We start from the raw sequence: 16984 nt of genomic DNA on the forward strand, positions 1-16984 counted from the left end.
CCAGAATGGCCAAAGGCGTTTAGACTCGGAGTAGGGAAGGCTGGCAGAATGGCCGTTCCCGCGGAAAATAGAACGATTACTCGAAAAATCCGCCACACTCTTTCGTTTGCTTCCTTAGCTCGGGCGTCTTGAGATGATTCAACCAGCCTCAATCGATCAGCGCAGCTTTCGCAAGCTGCTGACCCGCAACATCGGCCTGCCTCTGGGGGTAGGGCTGCTCAGTGCGGTGGTGTTCGTGACGATCATCAGCTACCTGCTGTCGGCCATTCAATGGGTCGAACACACCGACCGGGTGATCAACAACGCCAACGAGACGGTGAAACTGTCGATCGACATGGAAACCGGCATGCGCGGCTTCCTGATCACCGGCGAGGAGCGCTTTCTCGACCCCTATGAGGTGGCCAAGCCGCAGGTGATTGCCGGCATCAAGGGCCTGGAACAACTGGTGGCCGACAACCCGCAGCAGGTTGACCGCCTGCAGCGCCTGCTGGGCCTGCAGGATGAGTGGAACACCTTCGCCGCAAACATGATCAGCCTGCGCCGCGACAACGGTAATTTCCGCGAGGCCGTCGGCTCCGGACGGGGCAAGCGCCTGACCGACGAAATCCGCAAGGAATTCGACGCGTTCATTGCCATGGAGCATCAGTTACGGGTGGCCCGTAACGACACGGTGAATACCACCACCATCGTATCGATTTCGGCATACCTGGTGTTTGTCATCCTGCTCAGCGGCCTGCTGGCCTACCTGGGGCGCCGCGACCTGCTGGCGCTGTCGGGCAGCTACGCCAGCAGCCTTGAGTCGCAGCAACGGGCCAACCAGCGCCTGGAACGCCAGGCCTGGCTGCGTACCGGGCAGACCGAGCTGGCCGGCCAGGTATTGGGGCAACTGACCCTGCCGATGCTCGGCAACAACATCCTGCGCTTTTTTGCCGGTTACCTGGGCAGTGCTGTCGGCGCCATGTACGCCCGCGACGAGCACGGCGGCCTGCGCCGGGTGGCCACTTACGGCATGTCGGCCGAGCAGGCCGGGCAAGAGCAACGGGTCGCCAGCCACGAAGGCATCCTGGCCCAGGCGGTGATGCAGGAGCGCCTGTTGCGCCTGGACGAGCTGCCGGCTGACTACTTCAAGGTCAGCAGCGGCCTGGGCCAGGGCTTGCCGCGCAGCGTGCTGGTGATGCCGACCAGCAACGACGGGCAGATCAACGGCGTGGTCGAACTGGGCTTCTTGCGCAGCCTGGATGAACGCGACATCGAATTCCTCGAGCTGGTGGCCGGCAACATGGGCACTTCGATCGAGAGCGCCCGCTACCGCCAGCGCCTGCAGGAAGTGCTGGCCGAAACCCAGCAGCTCAACGAAGAGCTGCAGGTGCAGCAGGAAGAGCTGAAAACCGCCAACGAAGAGCTCGAAGAGCAATCGCGGGTACTCAAGGAGTCCCAGGCGCACCTGGAAACCCAGCAGGCCGAGCTTGAGCAGACCAACGAGCAACTGGCCGAGCGCACCGAAGCCCTGGCCGAGCAGCGCGATGTGCTGGACCGCAAGAACGGTGAACTGAACCAGGCCCAGGTCGAGCTGCAGGAGCGCGCCGAAGAGCTGCAGCGCTCGAGCAAGTACAAGTCCGAGTTCCTCGCCAACATGTCCCACGAGCTGCGCACGCCGCTCAACAGCTCGCTGATCCTGGCCAAGCTGCTGGCCGAGAACGGCGAAGAGAACCTCACCGGCGAGCAGGTCAAGTTTGCCGAGTCGATCTACTCGGCGGGCAACGACCTGCTCAACCTGATCAACGATATTCTCGACATCGCCAAGGTCGAGGCCGGCAAGCTTGAAGTGCGCCCGGAAACCACCCACGTGGCGCGCCTGAGCGAAGGCCTGCGCAACTTGTTCGAGCCGCTGGCCAGCGAAAAGCAGCTGAGCTTCACGGTGTCGGTCGAGCCGCAGGTGCCGGCGACCCTGTACACCGATCGCCAGCGCCTGGAGCAGATCCTCAAGAACCTGTTGTCCAACGCGGTGAAGTTCACCGAACGCGGCGAAGTCAGCCTCACTATCGGCTGGCAGCCCGGCGCCGGCATTGTTTTCTCGGTGCGCGACAGCGGCATCGGCATCGCCGCCGACCAGCAGCAGAGCATCTTCGAAGCCTTCCACCAGGCCGATGGCACCACCAACCGCCGGTATGGCGGCACCGGCCTGGGCCTGTCGATCTCGCGTGACCTGGCGCAGTTGCTGGGCGGGCAGATCAGTGTCGACAGCAGCCTGGGCCAGGGCAGTGTGTTCAGCCTGGTCCTGCCGGAGCGCTACGAGCCGATTGTCGATCAGAGCCCGGTGCAGATCGTTCATCAGCCAGCGCGCCTGGTCAGCGCGCCGTTGCCCGCACCCGTTGCGCCTGCGCCGCTAGCACGCCCGGCGCCGAGCTTTGCCGACGACCGCGACAAGGCGCCGTTCAGCAACCGCTTGATCCTGGTGATCGAAGACGAGCCGAATTTTGCCCGTATCCTCTTCGACCTGGCCCACGAACTGGGCTACAGCTGCCTGGTGGCCCAGGCTGCCGACGAGGGCTTTGAACTGGCGGCGAGCTTCATTCCCGATGCGGTGCTGCTGGACATGCGCCTGCCGGACCATTCCGGTCTCACCGTGCTGCAGCGCCTTAAAGAGCAGGCCAGCACCCGGCACATTCCGGTGCATGTGATCTCGGTCGAGGACCGGGTCGAGGCGGCGCTGCACATGGGCGCCATCGGCTACGCGGTCAAACCTGCCACCCGCGAAGAACTCAAGCAGGTGTTCGCGCGCCTGGAAGCCAAGCTGACCCAGAAGCTCAAGCACATCCTGCTGGTCGAGGACGATGACCTGCAGCGCGAAAGCATTGCCCGCCTGATCGGCGACGAAGACATCGAGATCACCGCGGTGGGCATGGCCCAGCAGGCCCTGGACCTGCTGCGCGAGAATATCTACGACTGCATGATCATCGACCTCAAGCTGCCGGACATGCTCGGCAATGAGCTGCTCAAGCGCATGTCCGACGACGACATCCGCGCGTTCCCGCCGGTGATCGTCTACACCGGGCGCAACCTGACCCGCGAAGAAGAAGCCGACCTGCTCAAGTACTCGCGCTCGATCATCATCAAGGGCGCGCGCTCGCCCGAGCGGCTGCTCGATGAAGTGACGCTTTTTCTGCACAAAGTCGAATCCAAGCTGTCCCATGAAAGACAGCGCATGCTCAAGACCGCGCGCAGCCGCGACAAGGTCTTCGAGGGCCGCAAGCTGCTGCTGGTGGATGACGATGTGCGCAATATCTTTGCCCTGACCAGTGCCCTGGAACACAAGGGCGCGATTGTCGAGATCGGGCGCAATGGCCGCGAAGCCATCGAGCGCCTGGAGCAGCACGAGGACATCGACCTGGTGCTGATGGACGTGATGATGCCGGAGATGGACGGCTACGAAGCCACCCGCCTGATCCGCAAGGACCCGCGCTGGCGCAAACTGCCGATCATCGCCGTCACCGCCAAGGCGATGAAGGATGACCAGGAGCGTTGCCTGCAGGCCGGGGCCAATGACTACCTGGCCAAGCCCATCGACCTTGACCGGTTGTTCTCGCTGATCCGTGTCTGGCTGCCGCAACTGGAGCGAATTTGAGTATCGAACGCAACACCGACATTGAAATACGGCTGCTGATCGAGGCGATCTACCTCAAGTACAGCTATGACTTTCGCGATTACTCCGGCGCCTCGATCAAGCGCCGGATCCAGCACGCATTGCGCCAGTTCGACTGCAAGACCGTCTCGGCCCTGCAGGAGCGGGTGCTGCACGACCCGGGCATGTTCATGCAGTTGCTGCAGTTCCTGACCATCCCGGTCAGCGAGATGTTCCGCGACCCCGAGCACTTTCTGGCAGTGCGCCAGGAAGTGGTGCCGCTGCTGCGTACCTGGCCGTCGATCAAGATCTGGATCGCCGGTTGCAGCACCGGCGAGGAGGTCTATTCGATGGCCATCCTGCTGCGTGAAGAAGGCTTGCTGGAGCGCACCATCATCTATGCCACCGACATCAACCCCAGCTCCCTGGAGAAGGCCAAGCAGGGCATCTACAGCATGCACAACATGCGCCTGTACGGTGACAACTACCGCAAAGCCGGCGGGCGCGGTGAGCTCAGCGACTACTACACCTCGGCCTATGGCAACGCCATCGTCGACAGCAGCCTGCGCGACAACGTGACCTTCGCCGACCACAGTCTGGCCACCGACAGCGTGTTCTCCGAAACCCAGTTGATCTCCTGCCGCAACGTGCTGATCTACTTCAACAAGACCCTGCAGGACCGCGCGTTTGGCCTGTTTCACGAGTCATTGTGCCATCGCGGCTTCCTGGTGCTGGGCAGCAAGGAAACCCTGGACTTTTCGGCCTATGCCGACAAGTTCGAGGCGCTGGTCAAGCCCGAACGGATCTACCGCAAATCATGAATGGCGTTCAGGCGATTACCCTGGGCGCTTCGGCGGGCGGCGTCAGCGCCTTGCTCACGGTGTTTCATGCCTTGCCGCCGGCGTTTCGCATTCCGCTGCTGTGCGTGCTGCACTTGCCGGATGACCGGCGCAGCCACCTGGCCGAGGTCCTTGCCCGCAGGCTCAAGCGCCCGGTGCGCGAAGCGCGCGACAAGGAAGACATCGCCCCCGGCACCATTTATGTGGCCGGACCCGGTTATCACCTGTCGGTGGAGCGCGACCACAGCCTGTCGTTGAGCCAGGAAGAGCGCGTGCATTTTTCCCGGCCTTCAATTGATTTTCTTTTCGAGTCGGCCGCCGATGCCTACGGCGCGAGCCTGCTTGGCGTGCTGCTGACCGGTGCCAACGAGGACGGTGCCCGCGGCCTTGCCAGCATCAAGCGCCAAGGCGGCCGGACCATTGTCCAGGACCCGCTTGAAGCGCAAGTGTCGACCATGCCGCGTGCGGCGCTGGCCCTGCATCGGCCCGACTACATACTCCCTTTGAATGGCATCGGGCAACTGCTCGCCAGCCTGGAAGCCCCAGAATGCTAAGGCACATACAAGCAAAACTGCTGATCGTCGACGACCTGCCGGAGAACCTCCTGGCCCTGGAGGCGTTGATCAAAGGCGAAGACCGCGAAGTGCACCAGGCCCAGTCCGCCGACCAGGCCCTGGCGCTGCTGCTCGAGCACGAATTCGCCCTGGCCATTCTTGACGTGCAGATGCCCGGCATGAACGGCTTCGAGCTGGCCGAACTGATGCGCGGCACCGAGAAGACCAAGAACATCCCCATCGTCTTTGTCAGCGCCGCCGGGCGCGAAATGAATTATGCCTTCAAAGGTTATGAAAGCGGCGCGGTGGACTTCCTGCACAAGCCGCTGGACAGCCTGGCGGTGAAAAGCAAGGTGGCGGTGTTCGTCGACCTGTTCCGCCAGCGCAAGGCCCTCGGCCAGCAACTGGAAGCCCTGGAGCGCAGCCGCGAAGAGCAGGAACTGCTGCTGGCCCAGTTGCAGGTGACCCGCCGGGAGCTTGAGCACGCGGTGCGCATGCGCGATGACTTCATGTCGATCGTCTCCCATGAGGTGCGCACGCCGCTCAACGGCCTGATTCTGGAAACCCAGTTGCGCAAGCTGCACCTGGCCAAGGACAACGCCGATGCCTTTACCCTGGACAAGATGCGCGCCATGGTCGAGCGCGACGAGCGGCAGATCAACAGCCTGATCCGCTTGATCGAAGACATGCTCGACGTGTCGCGGATCCGCACTGGCAAGCTGTCGATCCGCCCAAGCCAGTTCGACCTCGGGCAACTGGTCGGCGGCTTGATCGAGAACTTCCAGGCCCAGGCCGCAGCTGCCGAGTCGCATATCGAGTTCAACGCCGGCGTGCCGCTGGCCGGCGTATGGGACGAGTTTCGCATCGAGCAGGTGGTCGCCAATCTGCTGACCAACGCCCTGCGCTATGGGGCGAAAAGCCCGGTGCAGGTGCGCACCTTCGAGGAAGGCGGCATGGCCTGCGTCGAAGTGCGCGACCACGGCATCGGCATCAGCGAGCACAACCAGCAGCGGATTTTCCAGCAGTTCGAGCGGGTTGCCTCCAGCCAGAGCAGCGCCGGCCTGGGCCTTGGCCTGTATATCTCCGAGCAGATTGTGCTGGCCCATGGCGGCAGCATCAGCGTGCACAGCATTGAGGGTGCGGGCGCGACCTTTACCGTGCGTCTGCCGCTGCCGCAATCGCTGCGGGAAAATGACCGGCACCAGGCAACCTCTGCCTGAGGCCGGGGTCGTATAGCCAAACAGCTGAATATTTTATCGAACAAGGCATTGGCATGAGTGAAGATGCGCAAGACGTAGTACTGGTGGTCGAAGACGAGCCAGTGATTCGCATGATTCTCCAGGACTACCTCAAGGGCGAGGGATACCACGTGCTGGTGGCGGAGAACGGTGAGCAAGCTTTCAAGATTCTCGCGAGCAAGCCGCACCTGGACCTGATCGTCACCGATTTTCGTTTGCCGGGAGGAATCACCGGGGTGCAGATCGCCGAACCTGCGGTGAAGATGCGCCCGGACCTGAAGGTGATCTTCATCAGTGGCTACCCGGCGGAAATTCGCGAATCAGGCAGCCCGATCGCCTTCAAGGCGCCGATCCTGGCCAAGCCGTTCGACCTGAACAGCTTGCGCGAGCAGATTCAGGAGCAATTGCGCTAGGAGCCTGCTGACTCTTCCCACGCCATCCAGCATGGGTGGCTGATATTCCCCGCCGAGTAAAAAAGCGTCCGATAGCACCCTTGTAAGTCGCCACAGGGAGTCGGCGCATGCGCTTTATTGTTCGCAAGGGAGACGCCACCAGCACCGGTGGTGAAGTACGCAATGGCTGCGCAAACAGGGGATAACACGCAAGTTGATGGCCTATGCCCTAGGTGAAACCAGCAGCCCTGAACTTGTCTGGGAGGAAGAGAAGTTACTTCGGACCAAGTACATTCACTTGTCGGCCCATTGGAATCCCGCAGGCTATCCCATCAGCGACAGTGCTGATGTGATGTTTATCCATCGGCCTAATGACAGCGGCGAACGTAGCGTATACCCCAATGAATAGAGGGCTTCGAACCGCGCTACTTTGTGTTTTTTTGATTTTGACCGGCTGTGCCAAGCGAGGTGTATCCAGCCTGCCGTATGACGCCTGGTACCTGGGTTTTGTAGCACCCACCCATATGGCCGTCTGGATCGAGGCCGCCGACGTACTGGACATTCGCGATCGGGGGTTCTGGAGGGTCATGGGCGGCGGCGCCAGGATGGACTTTTCGCACAGGCCTGAAGACGGCTGGTCTGAACGTACCGGTGTCGGCTCGGGCAAATACATAAGCGGCAGTGATCTGCCCAAGATGATTCGTGTTCGATGGCAGTCGCTGGCTGAAATGAAAACCTATGACGTGGTCGTCGAGATACCGCAATCCGCTCGTAACACCATGTTGACAGCGGAAAGGGTCTATTGCCGATTGGACGGCAAAGTGGTTCCTCAGTACCGCAACTACCTTACCATCGGCCTGGCCCCAGGCGGCATCGCCCAGGCCTGGCTACGGGGTGTGTGTCTGGACCGCATCCAGGTCACCCGCGCGTTCGGTCGCAGCGTGCCATCGGAGGACGGCTACCTACCCCTGGAACCCGAATCCCAAGCCTACATCGACGCCCACGGTATCCCCTATGGCGCCTGGTAAGTCAGGCCATCGAGTTCAGGCTTTCACCGCGCAGGGTCCGCTCGATTCCGCCCAGCAGCATGCTTTCCATCAGCGCCAGGCCCTGGGCCTGGGGCAGTTGCGAGGCTTGCAGCCAGCCGGGCAGGCTGTTGAGCAGGTTGGCGATGACATGGGCGGTGGCTTGCAGTGCCTTGCCGTGCAGAGTTGCCTTGGGCGCCAGCAGGCGCAGCAGGGCGCTTTCATACTGTTGACGCAGTTGGCCGATGCGCGCTTGCTGCTCGACACTCAAACAGCACAGGTCACGCTCGGCCAGGCGAAACTGCAGCGGCCGCTCGGCATGCAGGCTCCAGTGCGCGGCAATCACCTCGCCCAGGGTCTGCTGCTGGCTGCGCCGCCCCGGGTTAAGGGTGGCCAGCAGCTCCTCGAACAACTCCTCGATGAGGTCGAACAGCAAGTGCTGCTTGCTCGGGAAGTGGTGGTACAAGGAACCTGCGGTCAGGCCCAGGTGGGCGGCCAGTTCGCGCATGCTGACCTGGCCGAAACCCTTCTCGGCGAACAGCTCCAGGGCCTTGTCACGCCGCTCTTCAAAGTTCGCACAACGCAAAGCGGCGTCCATGGCAGGGCTCCCTAGTAGGTGAAAAAGCCGCGACCGCTTTTACGCCCCAGGTAGCCGGCGGCAACCATTTCCTTGAGCAGCGGAGCAGGGCGGTACTTGCTGTCGTTGTAACCTTCGTGGAAGGCTTCGATGATCGCCAGCAGGGTGTCGAGGCCGATCAGGTCGGCCAGGGCCAGCGGGCCGATCGGCTGGTTGCAGCCAAGGCGCATGCCGGTGTCGATGTCTTCGGCGCTGGCCAGACCTTCCTGGAGCACGAAGATCGCCTCGTTGATCATTGGCACCAGGATGCGGTTGACCACAAAGCCGGGGCGATTGCCGGCGCTGATCGGGGTCTTGCCGACCTTTTCGGTCAGGGCCAGGGCCTTGGCGTAAGTGGCGTCACTGGTTTGCAGGCCGCGGATGATCTCGACCAGGGCCATCATCGGCACCGGGTTGAAGAAGTGCACGCCAACAAAGCGCTCCGGCTGGCTGACCGCCGCGCCCAACTGGGTGATCGACAGCGACGAGGTGTTGGTGGCGATCACGCACTGCTCGCTGACGCTGGCGGCGATCTGCTTGAGGATGCGCAGCTTGAGCTCGAGGTTCTCGGTGGCCGCCTCGATCACCAGTTCGGCCTGTTGCAGTTGCGCGTAGTCGGTGCTGGTGCGGATGCGTGCCACGGCGGCTTCGGCATCTTCGGCGGCCAGGGTCTGCTTGCTGACCTGGCGCTCGAGGTTCTTGCGCAGGGTGGCCAGGCCGCGCTCCAGGGCGGCGTCGGAAACGTCGATCAAGGTGACCTGGTAACCGGCAACCGCACAGACCTGGGCAATGCCATTGCCCATGGTGCCGGCGCCAATCACTGCAATGTTCTGAATACTCACTTTTAAATCCTTGCTCAGACGCGTTCGAAGACGATGGCGATACCCTGGCCGCCGCCGATGCACATGGTTGCCAGGGCGTAGCGGCCCTGGATGCGCTGCAGTTCATGAATGGCCTTGGTGGCGATGATCGCCCCGGTGGCGCCGACCGGATGGCCGAGGGAGATGCCCGAGCCGTTGGGGTTGACCTTTTCCGGGTCGAAGCCCAGTTCACCGGCAACCGCGCAGGCCTGGGCGGCAAAGGCTTCGTTGGATTCGATCACGTCGAGGTCGGCAACGCTCAGGCCGGCCTTGTCGAGTACCTTGCGGGTCGCCGGTACCGGGCCCAGGCCCATCAGCTCCGGCTCGACGCCGGCGTGTGCGTAGGCCACCAGGCGCGCCAGCGGCTGCAGGTTGTGGCGCTTGACGAAGTCACCTGTGGCCAGCACCAGGGCGCCGGCGCCGTCGTTCAGGCCGCTGGCATTACCGGCGGTGACCGTACCGTCCTTCTTGAACACGGCCTTCATGCCGGCCAGTTGCTCTGCGGTGACTTCGCCGCGCACATGTTCATCCACCTCGAAACGCACCGGGCCTTTGCGGCTGGGGATCTCGATCGGCACGATCTGGCTGGCGAAGCGGCCCTCGGCGATGGCGCGGGCGGCGCGGCGCTGGCTGGTCAGGGCCAGTTCGTCCTGCATCTGGCGGGTGATGCCATTGCGTTCGGCGACGTTTTCCGCGGTGATACCCATATGAAAACCGGCGAACGGGTCGTGAAGGATGCCGAGCATATAGTCGATGCCCTGCAGGTCACCCATGCGCGCGCCCCAACGGGCTTGCGGGAGCAGGTAAGGGCCGCGGCTCATGGATTCGGCACCGGCGGCGACCACTGCTTCAGCGTCGCCCAGCAGCAGGCTTTGCGCTGCCGAGACAATGGCCTGCAGGCCCGAGCCACACAGGCGGTTGACGTTGAACGCCGGGGTTTCCTTGGGAATGCCGGCGTTCATGGCCGCTACCCGCGCCAGGTAGGCGTCGCGCGCCTCGGTCGGAATCACGTTGCCCATGACCACATGGCCAATCTGCTCGGGGGCAACGCCTGCACGTTCGATGGCGGCACGGGTCACGCTGCTGGCCAGGTCCGCCAGTGGCAGGTCCTTGAGGGCGCCGCCGAAGCTGCCGATGGCCGAGCGTACTGCGCTGACTACATAGATGTCCGGGGTATTCATGATCGACTCCAGTGTGCGAAAGCGTGGCGGGGCAGGCCCGGCGTCTGCCAGAATGCTGCCCGCAGCCACCTTCAGGTTGGCTTCGAGTCTAGGCAAAGCCTGCGTACGGGCCTATGCCATAACTGTCCAGTGACACTGGTATTTTTTGCCACACCCTTGCGGAATCCGCCATGCGGGAAAACGATACAGTCGCCGTCTATTTCGTCCATACCATGCTCCATGCCCTGCGCGCGCAACCGGCGCGGGCGGCGGCGCTGCTGGTCGAAGCCGGAATCGACCCGGTGGTGCTCCAAGCGCCTGGTGCACGGGTGCCGGCGCCCGCGTTTGCACGCCTGTGGTTGCTGCTGATCGAAACCCTTGATGACGAATTCTTCAACCTCGACAGCCATGGCATGCCGTTGGGCAGCTTTGCCCTGATCTGCCGCGGGCTGATCCAGGAACCGAACCTGGAAAGGGCGCTGCGCCAGTGCCTGAACAACTTTGCGTTGTTCCTGCGTGATATCCGCGGGCAGTTGACGATCAAGGGTGGGCGCGCAGTGATCAGCCTGCGCACTGGCATCGAAGATCCGCTGACCCGGGTCTACGCCGAGGAAACCTTTCTCGCCCTGGTGATCAGCCTGGCGTGCTGGCTGGTCGGGCGACGCGTGGTCATCGATCGAACGGCGCTGGCCGACACACGCCCGGCCCAGGACGATGACCCGTTGCTGTGGGGCGCCAACGTGCAGATGGGCGGTGGCCGTACCGAGATCGAGTTTGCCGCCGATTACCTGCGCTTGCCGGTGGTCCAGGACCTGGCGGCGCTGAAGACCTTCCTGCGCAGCGCACCGCAGTGGCTGGTGATTCGCTACCGCAACCAGAATGGCCAGGTGGCCCAGGTGTACCGTTACCTGCGCGCTCGCCAATACGGCCAGTGGCCGACCCTGTTGGCCATGGCCGAACGCCAGGGCCTGAGCCCCAGCAGCTTTCGCCGCCAGTTGGAGCGCGAAGGCCGTTCGTACCAGCAGATCAAGGACGAAGTGCGTCGGGCCATGGCTTTCGAGTGCCTGCGCCAGACGCACCTGAGTATTGCCGAAGTCGCCGAGCATACCGGCTTCCAGGAGCCCAGTGCGTTCCACCGGGCGTTCAAGAAGTGGACCGGCGAAAGCCCGGGCAGTTACCGCCAGCGCATGCTCAGTCCCGCAGCTGCGCCGCCAGTTGCTTGACCCTGACCAGGTCGCCACCGGCAACCTTGGCCACGCCCTTGCCATAGGCAGGGTCGGCCTTGTACAGGTACGCGAGGATGAGGTGCTTGCTTTCGTCGTCGCTGCTGGCCAATGAGCCACCGAAGCTATTGATCAGGTCGCGGCGGTCGTTGGCGCTATAGGAGCGGAACAGCTCGCCGGCCTGCTTGAAGTTCTGCTGACGCTCGATGCCTTGCTGCTGGGTGCTGCCGCTCAAGGGTTGCTGGCTGTAACGTGCCGACTCGGTCGGGGGGCGTGGCATCAGGCGGCTGGGCTCGTAGTTGACCCCGCTGACACTACGCGCGCTGTTGAGGGCACCATCCTGATTGGCGTTATTGATCCTGACCCTGGGCTGATTGATTGGCAAACCGGCGGCATTGGCGCCGACCCGGTACATCTGGGTGTCGGCATAGGAGAACAGCCGGCCTTGCAGCAGGCGGTCCTCCGAGGGCTCGATGCCCGGCACCAGGTTGGACGGCGCCAGGGCCACCTGTTCGGTTTCCTGGAAGAAGTTGCTGACGTTGCGATTGAGCACCATCTGCCCGACTTTTTGCTCAGGCACATCTGGCCAGATCTTGGTCGGGTCCAGTGGGTCGAAGTCAAAACCGGCGAGCTGCTCGGGCTTGAGCGTCTGGATGTACAGGTCCCACTTCGGATGATCACCACGATTGATCGAATTGACCAGGTCGTTGGTCATGTGGCTGAAATCATGCCCCTGAATCTTGGCCACTTCGCCAGGGGTCAGGTTTTTCTGCCCTTGCAGGGTTTTCCAGCGAAACTTCACGTAGGTGATTTCGCCGTCGCGGTTGACGAACTTGTAGGCATGCACGCTGTTGCCATCCATGTGCCGGTAGCTCAGCGGCGTGCCTTCGTTGGAGTAGAGCAACGTCAGGGTGCGGGTGGCTTCGGGCATGTGCGAGAGCAGGTCGAAGCGGCGCGCGTCGTTGCCAAGGTTGGTGCGCGGGTCGGGCTTGAAGGCGTGAACCATGTCCGGGAACTTGATGGCATCACGAATGAAGAAGGTCGGGAAGTTATTGCCGACCAGGTCCCAGTTGCCATCAGTGGTGTAGAAACGTGTGGCAAAGCCGCGCGGGTCGCGCAGGGTTTCCGGGGAATGAAGGCCGTGCACCACCGAGGAGAAGCGCACGAACACCGGGGTTCGCTCCCCCGGGGTAAATACCTTGGCCTGGGTCAGTGCGGAAATATCGGCGCTGGCGGTGAACTCGCCATGGGCACCGGTACCGCGGGCATGCACCACACGCTCAGGCACCCGCTCGCGATCAAAACGCTGCAGCTTCTGGATCAACTGCACGTCCTGCAGCAGGGTGGGGCCGGTACTGCCAGCGGTCTGCGAGTTTTGGTTGTCGCCCACCGGGGCGCCATTGTCGCGAGTTAGCGGGGCGGCGAATGCCGTGCTGGCAATCAATACGGCCGAGGCGAATACGCCCAGCGTAAAGCCTGAAAAACGTCGGGTGCTCATGGTGACTGTCCTGTCATGGGTTAGAGCAGCCGATGATAGAAACGGCAGGACAACAGCCCCAGATGGGCTTTCTTCAAGCAGTGTCGGACTTCTCCGGAACTGCTGGGTGACTCTGCACCGGTCCCCGGCACTGTTGCAGTGCCGGGTTGTTACGGTCGTCCTACAGCATTTGTTTGAGCAGTTGTTGCAAGTGCGCCTGACCTGCGTTGTCGAGGGCAAACACCGGCCGCCGCGGCTCACCCACCGGCAAACCGGTCATGCCCAGACCGGCCTTGATGGTTGCCGGCAGGCCACCTTTGAGGATGAACTCCAGCAGCGGCAATTGACGGTAGAACACCGCCTTGGCTGTGCCCAGGTCGTTGGCCTGGACGGCCTGGTAAAGCTGCTGGTTGAGGGCCGGGATCAGGTTCGCAGCGGCGGTGCACCAGCCGCTGGCGCCAGCCACGAAGGCTTCCAGGGCCAGCGGGTTGCAGCCGTTGTAGAACGGCACCTTGCCTTCACCCAGTAGCTGCAGCTTGTGCATGCGCTGGATGTCGCCGGTGCTCTCCTTGACCATGGTGACGTTTTCGACCTCGCGCACGATGCGCAGGATCAGCTCCACCGACATGTCGGTACCGCTGGTGGCCGGGTTGTTGTAGAGCATGATCGGCAGCTCGATGCTGGCGCCAATGGCCCGGTAGTGCTCGAGTATCTCCTCCTCGGTAAGCTTCCAGTAGGCGGCCGGCAGCACCATCACCGCATCGGCGCCGTGTTCCTGGGCAAAGCGCGCGCGGCGAATGGCACCGGCGGTGGTCAGGTCGGAGACGCTGACGATGGTCGGTACCCGCCCGGCGATCTGGCGCAGGCTGAAGGCGGCTACCTGCTGCCATTCCAGATCGCTCAGGTAGGCGCCTTCGCCGGTGCTGCCCAGTGGCGCAATGGCGTGAACGCCACCCTCGATCAGGCGCTCGATCGAGCGGCCCAGGGCCTCGAGGTCAAGCTGTTCGCCGTCGGCGCTGAACGGGGTGATGGTGTAGCCGATGATGCCGTGAAAAGTCTTGGACATGAAATTTACTCCGCAAGGTCAGTGACAGGCTTGGTTCAGTTCAGGCAGTCGCCATGTACCCGCAGGCATTGGCGCGCATAGTAGTTGAAGGCGGCGCTGTGGCGCTTGGGCCGGGAGATCCAGTCATGGGCTTCGCGGCCCAGTTGCGGGGCAATCGGTTTGATGCTGCCGGCGGCCATGGCCAGCAGTTGCAGCTTGGCGGCGCGCTCGATCAACTGGGCGATCACGCAGGCCTCCTCGATGCTGGCACCGGTCGACAACTGGCCGTGGTGCGACAGCAGGATGGCGCGCTTGTCGCCCAGGGCGGCGCTGATGATCTCGCCTTCTTCGTTGCCTACCGGCACGCCGGGCCAGGCCTCGAGGAACGCGCAATCGTCGTACAGCGGGCAGAGGTCCATGTGCGAGACCTCAAGTGGCACTTCCAGCATCGACAGGGCGGCGACGTGGGTCGGGTGGGTGTGGATGATGCAGTGCACATCCGGGCGGGCACGGTACACCCAGCTGTGGAAGCGGTTGGCCGGGTTGGGCATGCCCTGGCCTTCGAGCACGTCCAGGTCTTCGTTGACCAGCAACAGGTTGCTGGCGGTGATTTCGTCGAAACCCAGGCCCAGTTGCTGGGTGTAGAAGGTGCCTGGCTGCGGGCCGCGGGCGCTGATCTGCCCGGCCAGGCCGGAGTCGTGGCCGTTGTCGAACAGAATCCGGCAGGTCAGTGCCAGCTTTTCGCGCACAGTCCACGTATTATCGGCAAGCGAGCCTTGCATCTGCTTAAGGGCCTGCTGGATCAGTTGGTCCTTGGGGAGTGCCATTGTCTTGGCCATGGGGCTATCCTCGGTGGCGTGATGGAGTGTCACGGCTGGCCCACCCCGGTTGCTTGGAAGGTGACGGGGTGGTCAACTGCATGACACAATCAAGGCTATATGACACAAGGTGTCATTAGCAAGAAAATACTTGCCCATGGCATTGGGAAAATCGCGTCACATGTCTATCCGATTGAAACTGTTGAGAAAAAAACTGGGTATTACCCTGGAGGCGCTGGCTGAAACGGCTGGCATGACCAAGAGTTACCTGTCCAAGGTCGAGCGCGGCTTGAATACGCCCTCCATCGCTGCAGCGTTGAAGCTGGCGCGTGCCTTGAACGTCAATGTCGAGGAGCTGTTTGCCGAAGACCAGCCAGGCCAGGCCCGTTACAGCCTGGTGCGCAGCCATGAACGCCAGGCGGTGTCGGGGCAGGGGCCGGGTTATTCGGTGCTGGCCAAGCAGATCGGCAGCCGCAGCCTGCTGCCGTTCATCATCAGCCCGCCGCCGGAGTTCAGCGATGCCTCGTTCAAGGAGCACCTTGGCGAGGAGTTTCTGTTCGTCCATGAAGGCCAGGTCGAGGTCGACTTCATGAACGAGCGGGTGATCCTCGAGCGTGGCGATGCCCTGTATTTCAACGCCCAGACCCCGCACCGCCTGCGTTCGTTGGGGCCGGTGCAGGCCCAGTTGCTGGTGGTGGTTCACGACGCCGAGGGCTGAAGCCTATGCACGCAAATTCGCGATTCTGGCGTGACCCGGCGCTGCCCTTCGTTGAAGTGCGCAGCGTCGCCGATGGTCGCAAGGTCTGTTACGCGGCGCATTCGCACGAGAGTTTCTCGATTGGTGCGATTACCGCAGGGCGCAGTACCTACATCAGTGGCGACCGCCAGCAGCAAGTGGCTGCCGGCACCGTGGTGCTGATGAACCCCGGAGTGGTGCACACCTGCAATCCCATCGCGGGCGAGCCCTGGTCCTACTTGATGCTGTTCATCGACTGGGCCTGGTTGCAGGGCCTGGGTTTCTCGCCGCTGGCGGCTGTCAGCAGCACCGAGGCGGGGCTGTTCGATGATTTGCTGCAGCTGTTTGCCGTGCTGCTGGATGAGCAGCAGCCGCCAGTTGGTAAAGAGGCGGCACTGCGAGTGTTTTGCAGCGCACTGAGCCTGCGCCTGGGCGAAAGCGCAAGCGCGCTGGGCCAGGGCGACCCGCGCCTGCTGGCCGCAGCTGAATTCATCCGCGCGCACTGCACCGAGCCTTTGCGCCTTGAAGACATCAGCCGCGCTGCAGGCTTGTCCGCGTCCTACCTGATCCGTGCGTTCAAGCAGCAGTTCGGCTTGACGCCCCATGGCTACCTGCTCGATCAACGGGTGCAGTATGCCCGTGCCCAGTTGCGCCGCGGGCGGTTGATTGCCGAGGTGGCACTGGAGGCAGGTTTTGCCGACCAAGCGCACTTGCAGCGAGCCTTCAAGCGCCACCTGGCGGCGACGCCTGGGCACTATCGTTCAGCCCACTAGCAGGTACAGCGCGCTGGCCAGCAACAGCAGCGCCAGGCAGCGGTTGAACCGGCGCATACGCTGGGCATTGCTCAGGGAGTGGCTGATTGCACTGCCGGCCCAGGCCCAGCTGGCAATCGACAGAAAACAGATTACCAGGTAGATCGCGCTGAACTGCCACAACCGGCGGCTATCGCCCTCGCCGACATAGGCGCCGATGCCGGCCACACAGGCCAGCCAGGCCTTGGGGTTGAGCCATTGCAGGGTGGCGCCGGCGAGCACCGAGGGCGCGGCCGTGTTGCCGCCAGCGCCCAGCTCGCCGTTGTCGCTGGCCAGTTTCCAGGCCATGTACAGCAAGAACACCACGCCGGCCCAGTGCAACACTTGGGTCATGGCCGGCCAATGGCGCAACAACTCGTGCAAGCCAAGGCCGATCAGCACCAGCAGCAGGACAAAGCCGAGGGTTGCGCCGCTGACATGCCGCAAGCTGGCGCGAAAGCCGTGGCGGGCGCCGGCGCTGAGGGCGACGATATTGACCGGGCCGGGGGAGATTGAGGCGGCCAGGGCGAAGGCGGCCATTGATAACATCAGGCTCATGAGGGGTATCCAGCAGTGGAAGACCGACAC

16 protein-coding genes are annotated in these 16984 nt (G+C 63.0%); 9 read left to right on the forward strand and 7 right to left on the reverse strand.

The window, feature by feature from the left end; translation table 11 throughout:
* Positions 1–133: 133 nt before the first annotated feature.
* The 6 genes from UB48_RS14120 (at position 134) to UB48_RS14145 (ending at position 7673) form a co-directional block, all read left to right on the forward strand.
* Entirely contained in the window at positions 134–3625 is a 3492-nt protein-coding gene (locus UB48_RS14120; RefSeq protein WP_045198050.1) for a response regulator, read from the forward strand.
* Positions 3622–4443, forward strand: a complete 822-nt coding sequence (locus UB48_RS14125; RefSeq protein ID WP_045198052.1) for a protein-glutamate O-methyltransferase CheR — start codon at positions 3622–3624, stop codon at positions 4441–4443. The genes UB48_RS14120 and UB48_RS14125 overlap by 4 nt, the downstream gene beginning before the upstream one ends.
* On the forward strand, positions 4440–5015 hold the full coding sequence (locus UB48_RS14130; protein ID WP_045198054.1) for a chemotaxis protein CheB: 576 nt from the start codon (positions 4440–4442) through the stop codon (positions 5013–5015). Before UB48_RS14125 ends, UB48_RS14130 begins: the two co-directional genes overlap by 4 nt.
* Positions 5009–6235 (forward strand): hybrid sensor histidine kinase/response regulator, encoded by a 1227-nt coding sequence (locus UB48_RS14135; RefSeq protein WP_045198057.1) that lies wholly within the window; start codon positions 5009–5011, stop codon positions 6233–6235. The genes UB48_RS14130 and UB48_RS14135 overlap by 7 nt, the downstream gene beginning before the upstream one ends.
* A 53-nt stretch (positions 6236–6288) precedes the next feature.
* On the forward strand, positions 6289–6666 hold the full coding sequence (locus UB48_RS14140; RefSeq protein ID WP_045198059.1) for a response regulator: 378 nt from the start codon (positions 6289–6291) through the stop codon (positions 6664–6666).
* 380 nt (positions 6667–7046) lie between these two features.
* On the forward strand, positions 7047–7673 hold the full coding sequence (locus UB48_RS14145; protein WP_045198061.1) for a DUF2931 family protein: 627 nt from the start codon (positions 7047–7049) through the stop codon (positions 7671–7673).
* Position 7674: 1 nt separating this feature from the next.
* Here UB48_RS14145 and UB48_RS14150 read toward each other — a convergent pair whose 3' ends face one another.
* Genes UB48_RS14150 through UB48_RS14160 form a run of 3 tightly spaced genes read right to left on the reverse strand, consistent with a single transcriptional unit; the run spans position 7675 to position 10327 of the window.
* Positions 7675–8268: a TetR/AcrR family transcriptional regulator gene (locus tag UB48_RS14150; protein WP_045198063.1), complete on the reverse strand. Its 594-nt coding sequence runs from the start codon at positions 8266–8268 to the stop codon at positions 7675–7677.
* An 11-nt stretch (positions 8269–8279) separates the two neighbouring features.
* A complete protein-coding gene (locus UB48_RS14155; RefSeq protein ID WP_045198065.1) occupies positions 8280–9128 on the reverse strand; it encodes a 3-hydroxybutyryl-CoA dehydrogenase in 849 nt (282 codons plus the stop codon).
* Between the two features lie 14 nt (positions 9129–9142).
* Positions 9143–10327, reverse strand: a complete 1185-nt coding sequence (locus UB48_RS14160) for an acetyl-CoA C-acyltransferase family protein (RefSeq protein WP_045198067.1) — start codon at positions 10325–10327, stop codon at positions 9143–9145.
* A 170-nt stretch (positions 10328–10497) separates the two neighbouring features.
* Between UB48_RS14160 and UB48_RS14165 the strand changes: the two genes are divergently transcribed.
* Complete coding sequence (locus UB48_RS14165; protein WP_045198069.1) at positions 10498–11529, forward strand: AraC family transcriptional regulator; 1032 nt, start codon at positions 10498–10500, stop codon at positions 11527–11529.
* Here the strand turns inward: UB48_RS14165 and UB48_RS14170 are convergent.
* The 3 genes from UB48_RS14170 to UB48_RS14180 form a co-directional block, all read right to left on the reverse strand.
* The gene (locus UB48_RS14170; RefSeq protein ID WP_045198070.1) at positions 11498–13027 is read right to left on the reverse strand and encodes a catalase; all 1530 of its coding nucleotides are present in this window, start codon (positions 13025–13027) and stop codon (positions 11498–11500) included. The two genes, UB48_RS14165 and UB48_RS14170, sit on opposite strands and share 32 nt — an antisense overlap.
* A 160-nt stretch (positions 13028–13187) precedes the next feature.
* Complete coding sequence (locus UB48_RS14175) at positions 13188–14072, reverse strand: dihydrodipicolinate synthase family protein (protein WP_045198073.1); 885 nt, start codon at positions 14070–14072, stop codon at positions 13188–13190.
* A 35-nt stretch (positions 14073–14107) separates the two neighbouring features.
* Complete coding sequence (locus UB48_RS14180; protein WP_045198075.1) at positions 14108–14890, reverse strand: aldolase; 783 nt, start codon at positions 14888–14890, stop codon at positions 14108–14110.
* Between the two features lie 160 nt (positions 14891–15050).
* Here UB48_RS14180 and UB48_RS14185 point away from each other — a divergent pair, with 160 nt between their 5' ends.
* Both UB48_RS14185 and UB48_RS14190 read left to right on the forward strand, forming a co-directional pair.
* A complete protein-coding gene (locus tag UB48_RS14185) occupies positions 15051–15587 on the forward strand; it encodes a helix-turn-helix domain-containing protein (protein WP_045198076.1) in 537 nt (178 codons plus the stop codon).
* Positions 15588–15592: 5 nt separating this feature from the next.
* Positions 15593–16378: an AraC family transcriptional regulator gene (locus UB48_RS14190; protein WP_045198078.1), complete on the forward strand. Its 786-nt coding sequence runs from the start codon at positions 15593–15595 to the stop codon at positions 16376–16378.
* On the opposite strand, the gene UB48_RS14195 is transcribed toward UB48_RS14190, so the two are convergent.
* Positions 16367–16954 (reverse strand): LysE family translocator, encoded by a 588-nt coding sequence (locus UB48_RS14195; protein WP_045198081.1) that lies wholly within the window; start codon positions 16952–16954, stop codon positions 16367–16369. The genes UB48_RS14190 and UB48_RS14195 overlap by 12 nt on opposite strands.
* Between the last annotated feature and the right edge of the window lie 30 nt (positions 16955–16984).

It is taken from the genome of Pseudomonas sp. 2(2015) (assembly GCF_000955865.1).
GTDB lineage: Bacteria > Pseudomonadota > Gammaproteobacteria > Pseudomonadales > Pseudomonadaceae > Aquipseudomonas.

Bases quoted from the DNA above. Each gene is read 5' to 3' on its own strand.
- UB48_RS14180 (WP_045198075.1), bottom strand. From the start codon at position 14,890: ATGGCCAAGACAATGGCACTCCCCAAGGACCAACTGATCCAGCAGGCC.
- UB48_RS14145 (WP_045198061.1), top strand. From the start codon at position 7,047: ATGAATAGAGGGCTTCGAACCGCGCTACTTTGTGTTTTTTTGATTTTG.
- UB48_RS14190 (WP_045198078.1), top strand. From the start codon at position 15,593: ATGCACGCAAATTCGCGATTCTGGCGTGACCCGGCGCTGCCCTTCGTT.
- UB48_RS14175 (WP_045198073.1), bottom strand. From the start codon at position 14,072: ATGTCCAAGACTTTTCACGGCATCATCGGCTACACCATCACCCCGTTC.
- UB48_RS14140 (WP_045198059.1), top strand. From the start codon at position 6,289: ATGAGTGAAGATGCGCAAGACGTAGTACTGGTGGTCGAAGACGAGCCA.
- UB48_RS14120 (WP_045198050.1), top strand. From the start codon at position 134: ATGATTCAACCAGCCTCAATCGATCAGCGCAGCTTTCGCAAGCTGCTG.
- UB48_RS14165 (WP_045198069.1), top strand. From the start codon at position 10,498: ATGCGGGAAAACGATACAGTCGCCGTCTATTTCGTCCATACCATGCTC.
- UB48_RS14170 (WP_045198070.1), bottom strand. From the start codon at position 13,027: ATGAGCACCCGACGTTTTTCAGGCTTTACGCTGGGCGTATTCGCCTCG.
- UB48_RS14160 (WP_045198067.1), bottom strand. From the start codon at position 10,327: ATGAATACCCCGGACATCTATGTAGTCAGCGCAGTACGCTCGGCCATC.
- UB48_RS14185 (WP_045198076.1), top strand. From the start codon at position 15,051: ATGTCTATCCGATTGAAACTGTTGAGAAAAAAACTGGGTATTACCCTG.
- UB48_RS14150 (WP_045198063.1), bottom strand. From the start codon at position 8,268: ATGGACGCCGCTTTGCGTTGTGCGAACTTTGAAGAGCGGCGTGACAAG.
- UB48_RS14130 (WP_045198054.1), top strand. From the start codon at position 4,440: ATGAATGGCGTTCAGGCGATTACCCTGGGCGCTTCGGCGGGCGGCGTC.
- UB48_RS14195 (WP_045198081.1), bottom strand. From the start codon at position 16,954: ATGAGCCTGATGTTATCAATGGCCGCCTTCGCCCTGGCCGCCTCAATC.
- UB48_RS14135 (WP_045198057.1), top strand. From the start codon at position 5,009: ATGCTAAGGCACATACAAGCAAAACTGCTGATCGTCGACGACCTGCCG.